The organism is Microcystis sp. LSC13-02 (assembly GCA_002282935.1).
GTDB lineage: Bacteria > Cyanobacteriota > Cyanobacteriia > Cyanobacteriales > Microcystaceae > Microcystis.
Genome location: MTBT01000021.1, coordinates 1 through 4,947 on the forward strand (window position 1 = coordinate 1; position 4,947 = coordinate 4,947).

Sequence of the window (4,947 nt, forward strand, 5' to 3'; positions counted from 1 at the left end):
TTTATGTCTGAAATGGAAAAACCGCACTTTTTCTCGGTCAATGATGACAATAAGTTATAGCTTAGAGATTAATCAACAACTAAAGCTTATGCTTGTAGCTAAGTGAAATCATTGATTGAGAGACCTGTACTTTTCAATAACTTTTTGCCGCAAACCCTATTTAGACCGTGTAGCTGAATACTGGAGCGATGCTTTTGCCAATTTACCCAGTTATCAACACTTTGTTGAGTGGATTCCTGCCACTTTGATTCCTTTATCTCAAGCATTGCTGCTGATGCATTTCAAAAAAGTTTTGAATTGGTGTACCAAGATTGGCCATCTCAAAACTTTAAAAACCGCGAAAGCCTTCAATTTTTTTTAGGGATTGTAACATGAGTGATTACCCCAGATTTTCAGTTATTAAATCTAGTTTATCTCAACCGAAGAAAACACCTCAATTAACGACAGAGCAGCACCATAGCGATACCGATACCCAAACTTAAACCCACCAGCACTTGAAAAGGAGTATGACCAATTAATTCCTTTAAACGTTCCTCGTTAAATTCCTTGCCTCCCTGGAACATTTCATCGATAATTTGATTGAGAATCCGGGCCTGTTTTCCCGCTGCCTGACGCACTCCGGCCGCATCATACATAACAATAACCGCAAAAAGCACTGCGATCGCAAATTCGGGACTAGACCAACCCATCTGTAATCCTACCCCAGTAGCCAAGGCCCCCACCAGCGCCGAGTGAGCGCTAGGCATTCCTCCCGACGAGACTAGATAGCGCAGACTCACCTTACCATCGCGGATTAACTCAATCAGCGCTTTTAGTCCTTGGGCAGTGAAACAAGCTAAAAGAGAGACTAGCAGTATTTGATTGTGTAACACCTGCTGGAAGTCCTGCATAATCTCATTCGTTTAATTTAATTTAATTTTTACGATTAACAATATACTCGGCGATGGCCCGTAAAGGTTCAGCGGCCTCATCGTAGCCACTCAATTCACCGATGGCACTATCTATTAACTGTTGAGCTTGCTGGCGGGACCCTTCTATCCCCCAGAGACTAGGATAGGTGGCTTTTTGTGCCTGTAGATCCTTACCGGCGGTTTTGCCCAATTCTTCCTTTGTCGCCGTGATGTCGAGAACATCATCGATAATTTGGAAAGCCAAGCCAATATTTTGAGCGTAACGGGCTAATTTAGCTATATCTTCCGCTTTTGCCCCCGCTAAAACTGCCCCCGACACCACAGAAGTCTCCAACAGGGCCCCGGTTTTCTGAGTATGGATAAAACCGAGAGTTTCCACCGAAATATCAGGTTTTCCTGCGGATTCCAAGTCTAAAACCTGACCCCCCACCAAACCCGTTGCCCCGACAGTGCGACCTAAACGGGCAATTACCTCTAAAATCTGTAGGGGAGGTACATTACGAGTCTCGGTAGCCACATACTCGAAAGCGTAGGCCAGGAGACCATCCCCGGCTAAAATAGCGATATCTTCGCCAAAAACCTTATGATTGGTTAATTTCCCCCGTCGGTAATCATCGTTATCCATGGCGGGTAAATCGTCATGAATTAATGACATAGTGTGAATCATTTCCAGGGCGCAAGCGGTGGGTAAAGCCATCTCTAGGGAACCCCCCATCAATTCACAGGTAGCCAGACATAAAATCGGCCGCAGACGTTTGCCGCCGGCGAGGAGAGAATAGCGCATCGCCTCGTAGATTTTGGCAGGATTGCCGATAACTAAAGAGCTATCCAAAGCTGACTCGACAATTAACCGCTTTTCCTCCAGATAGGAAGCCAGAGAAAAGCTCTCGTTTTTCCTCACTTCTACCCCTTGTTCGCCCCTAGTAACCATGTCTTTTTGTCTTGAACCGACTGCTTTTAAAACTATATCAGGAAACTCCACCTCGATCGGAATTAAACTGGCTGCTCCCTTGTACCCTCAGCTGTTGACTATCTAAATTACTCCTTCAGACTACATGGCAGCGCCGCAGTTGCTATTTTGAACACTTGTACTAAAATTTCCCAGACGGAGATGGGCCAATTTTCTTTTCTGATACCTATTTTCTCTTTTAACCTGAAAAAATACATCCCTCAGCCTAGTCCAGGGATTAGCGAAAAACGGGCGATATAATTGAATTTCGCCGCAGTTATCATCGGAGATGCTAAAGTTTTCATGATTCGGTCAAACTTCCGTTTTTTTAGCTTGCAGTTTAGAAATTTCTCGATTAGCCTAGAAGTAGGATTATCCTAGTAATGTATTGTATGCTACAAGGGCAAATTTTAGGCGATAGATACCAAATTCAAAGTCAGTTAGGTAAACAAACCGGAAGACACACTTTTCTCGCCCAAGATCTAAAAACGGGTACTGCTGTTGTCGTCAAATTATTAATCTTCAGTCCCGATTTTGAATGGACAAATTTAAAACTCTTTGAACGGGAAGCTGAAACTCTCAAACATCTAGATTGTCGCTCGATTCCCGAATATATCGACTATTTTGAAGTTCAAACCGATACCTATCAAGGTTTTGCCCTTGTCCAGAGTTATATCGAAGCTAAATCTCTCAAGGAACAGATAGAAACCGGTCGCAAATTTAGTGAATCAGAGCTGCAGGAATTAGCTAAATCTATCCTTGGTATTTTAATTTATCTCCATGGACTTAACCCGCCAGTTATCCACCGGGATTTGAAACCTAGTAATATTTTACTAAAAGATCGATCGGGTCATAGTATCGGTAATGTTTATTTAATTGATTTTGGTTCTGTCCAGACTGTTGCCCAACAGGAACAGGCCACTCTAACTATCGTCGGAACCTACGGTTATATGCCCCCCGAACAATTCGGTGGTCGCACCGTTGCCGCTTCTGATTTATACAGTTTAGGAGCCACTTTAATCTATCTAGCTACAGGCATTCATCCCGCCGATTTACCCCAAAAAGATGGCAAAATTCAATTAAATAATTTAGCCAATTTAAGTCCTGCTTTTGTTCATTGGTTAGGGCAGTTAATCGAACCTAGTCTCGAGAAAAGGTTTGTTTCAGCACAGGCAGCCAATCAAGCTTTAAATACTCTCCACGAAATGCAATTAACTGCCTCAAACCTTGAAAAACCCGCAGGGAGTCGGGTACAGTTGCAAAAAAGGGAGGAGAAAATTAAAATATTTTTACCTCCCGAAGGTTTCACCCCTAAATTAATTTATCTTGGAACCTTTGCCATCGCTTGGAACGCTTTTTTATTAGTATGGACAGGAGGAGCCGTTTCTATTCCTCTGTGGATGAGTTGGTTTTTTCTGCTCTTTTCCTTGCCCTTTTGGTTTGTGGGTTTAGGAATGCTTTACCAGATTATTTATTGTCTCAAAGGGGAGGAAATTATCACTATTGATAGGCAAGAAATTGTTGCCATTCAGCGAATTTGGGGTTTGACACTTCCCGGCAAAAAGAAAATAGCACGGGAACATATTAATAAACTGGTGCAAGCTGATGGTTATCATACCAAAGATAGCGATGGCGATCGAGTTTATGTGCCGATGACTTTAACTATTTGGGCGGGGACTAAAGAATATACTATTAGCAGTAAGACAAAAGAATATCTGAGTAACCCCGAAATTGAATGGTTAGCAGCGGAATTAAGCCAATGGTTAGGAATACCAATTACTAATAAGTAGCCGGTTACAATCAGCTTTTTTCTCCCTTCTCCCCCACTGATTACTGATAACTGCTTACTGATAACTGAAAAATCTCCCCACTCCCCCACTGATTACTGATAACTGCTTACTGATAACTGAAAAATCTCCCCACTTTCCACTTCCCACTTCCCACCCCCTGATATAGACGAACTGTCTGTGAGCGGTGTAAAATTTTATGAAGAGTCTCGGCTTTTTCTCCCTTTTCCTGAGAAATGCCCCAGCGCCAGTGACTAATACTAAATCCAGTTATTAAAGACTGATTATCTATTCCTCCTTTTGCATGAGTGCCTCTTGCCTTTTGCCTATCCTCATAAGTAGCCTATACTCAACGGATTTAGTATAAGATCAAAATTGTGTCATCCCATCGATAATTAAGTTTATGAGCGCCACTATTACCGTAGAAAAACGCAAATTAGAAAAACCCCCTTTAGAACTGCATTATCTCGGCGATCGAGTCTTGCGTCAACCGGCCAAGCGGATTACTAAAGTCGATGACAGCATTCGTCAATTAGCCAGAGAAATGCTGCAAACTATGTATAGTTCCAATGGTATCGGGTTAGCAGCTCCCCAAGTGGCAGTCAATAAACAATTGATTGTCATCGATTGTGAACCCGATAAACCCGAAAATACGCCCCTAATTCTGATTAATCCCCAAATTATCGGTTATAGTCGGGAATTGTGCAAAGCGGAAGAAGGTTGTTTGAGTATTCCCGATGTGTTTTTAGATGTCATCCGTCCCCAATCGATCGAAGTGAGTTATAAAGATGAACAGGGGAAACCGCGAAAACTGCAAGCTAACGGTTTACTAGCGCGGGTAATTCAACACGAAATGGATCATCTTAATGGTGTCATGTTCGTCGATAGAGTAGATAACGATTTGGCACTCAATGAAGAATTAAAAAAACACGGTTTTTCCGTGCAAGCGGTGAAACCTGTTGAGAAAGTGACAAAATAAAGGCATTAGTTAATTTAGGTGAGGAGTGAAGATGACCCCGAAAAGCGGCGTTTTATTGTTATTATCCTGTATTGCAGCGATCGCTGGTGTGGGTTGTGTCTTTGAAATTAGTTCAGGAGAACCGGATTTAGGCAATACCACCACTGGCTTAATTCTAGCTGCAAGTGTGCCACTAACAGCCCTATTTTTTTGGGCGGCGGTTAAAGACACAAGAGCCAATTACAAGTAGATTGACATCCTCGCCGCCGTAAAACGGACGGCGATTCCTCACCACGCCACTTTTTTAGGGTGGTCGCGTCAACGGGGTTGACGCTTCACCGA

At 42.8% G+C, this 4,947-nt stretch carries 5 protein-coding genes; 3 read left to right on the forward strand and 2 right to left on the reverse strand.

The window, feature by feature from the left end:
• Positions 1-437: 437 nt before the first annotated feature.
• Together BGL89_RS01405 and crtE are read right to left on the reverse strand one after the other, a co-directional pair.
• Complete coding sequence (locus BGL89_RS01405) at positions 438-890, reverse strand: divergent PAP2 family protein (protein WP_286823913.1); 453 nt, start codon at positions 888-890, stop codon at positions 438-440.
• Positions 891-912: 22 nt separating this feature from the next.
• Complete coding sequence (gene crtE / locus BGL89_RS01410; protein WP_286823915.1) at positions 913-1,842, reverse strand: geranylgeranyl diphosphate synthase CrtE; 930 nt, start codon at positions 1,840-1,842, stop codon at positions 913-915.
• A 410-nt stretch (positions 1,843-2,252) separates the two neighbouring features.
• On the opposite strand from crtE, the gene BGL89_RS01415 reads away from it, so the two are divergent.
• The 3 genes from BGL89_RS01415 to BGL89_RS01425 all read left to right on the forward strand — a co-directional run bounded on the left by BGL89_RS01415 (position 2,253) and on the right by BGL89_RS01425 (position 4,855).
• Positions 2,253-3,650, forward strand: coding sequence for a serine/threonine protein kinase (locus BGL89_RS01415; protein ID WP_286823917.1), 1,398 nt, complete (start codon positions 2,253-2,255; stop codon positions 3,648-3,650).
• A 400-nt stretch (positions 3,651-4,050) separates the two neighbouring features.
• Positions 4,051-4,626, forward strand: coding sequence for a peptide deformylase (def, locus tag BGL89_RS01420; RefSeq protein WP_286823919.1), 576 nt, complete (start codon positions 4,051-4,053; stop codon positions 4,624-4,626).
• A gap of 31 nt (positions 4,627-4,657) precedes the next feature.
• Positions 4,658-4,855 carry a hypothetical protein gene (locus BGL89_RS01425; protein ID WP_002731987.1) on the forward strand — a complete coding sequence of 66 codons (198 nt, stop codon included), beginning with the start codon at positions 4,658-4,660 and terminating at the stop codon, positions 4,853-4,855.
• Positions 4,856-4,947 lie beyond the last annotated feature (92 nt).

What these genes read in the sequence shown, in the direction of transcription:
- BGL89_RS01405 (WP_286823913.1), bottom strand. Translation starts at nt 890, where the DNA reads ATGCAGGACTTCCAGCAGGTGTTACACAATCAAATACTGCTAGTCTCT.
- crtE (WP_286823915.1), bottom strand. Translation starts at nt 1,842, where the DNA reads ATGGTTACTAGGGGCGAACAAGGGGTAGAAGTGAGGAAAAACGAGAGC.
- BGL89_RS01415 (WP_286823917.1), top strand. Translation starts at nt 2,253, where the DNA reads ATGCTACAAGGGCAAATTTTAGGCGATAGATACCAAATTCAAAGTCAG.
- def (WP_286823919.1), top strand. Translation starts at nt 4,051, where the DNA reads ATGAGCGCCACTATTACCGTAGAAAAACGCAAATTAGAAAAACCCCCT.
- BGL89_RS01425 (WP_002731987.1), top strand. Translation starts at nt 4,658, where the DNA reads ATGACCCCGAAAAGCGGCGTTTTATTGTTATTATCCTGTATTGCAGCG.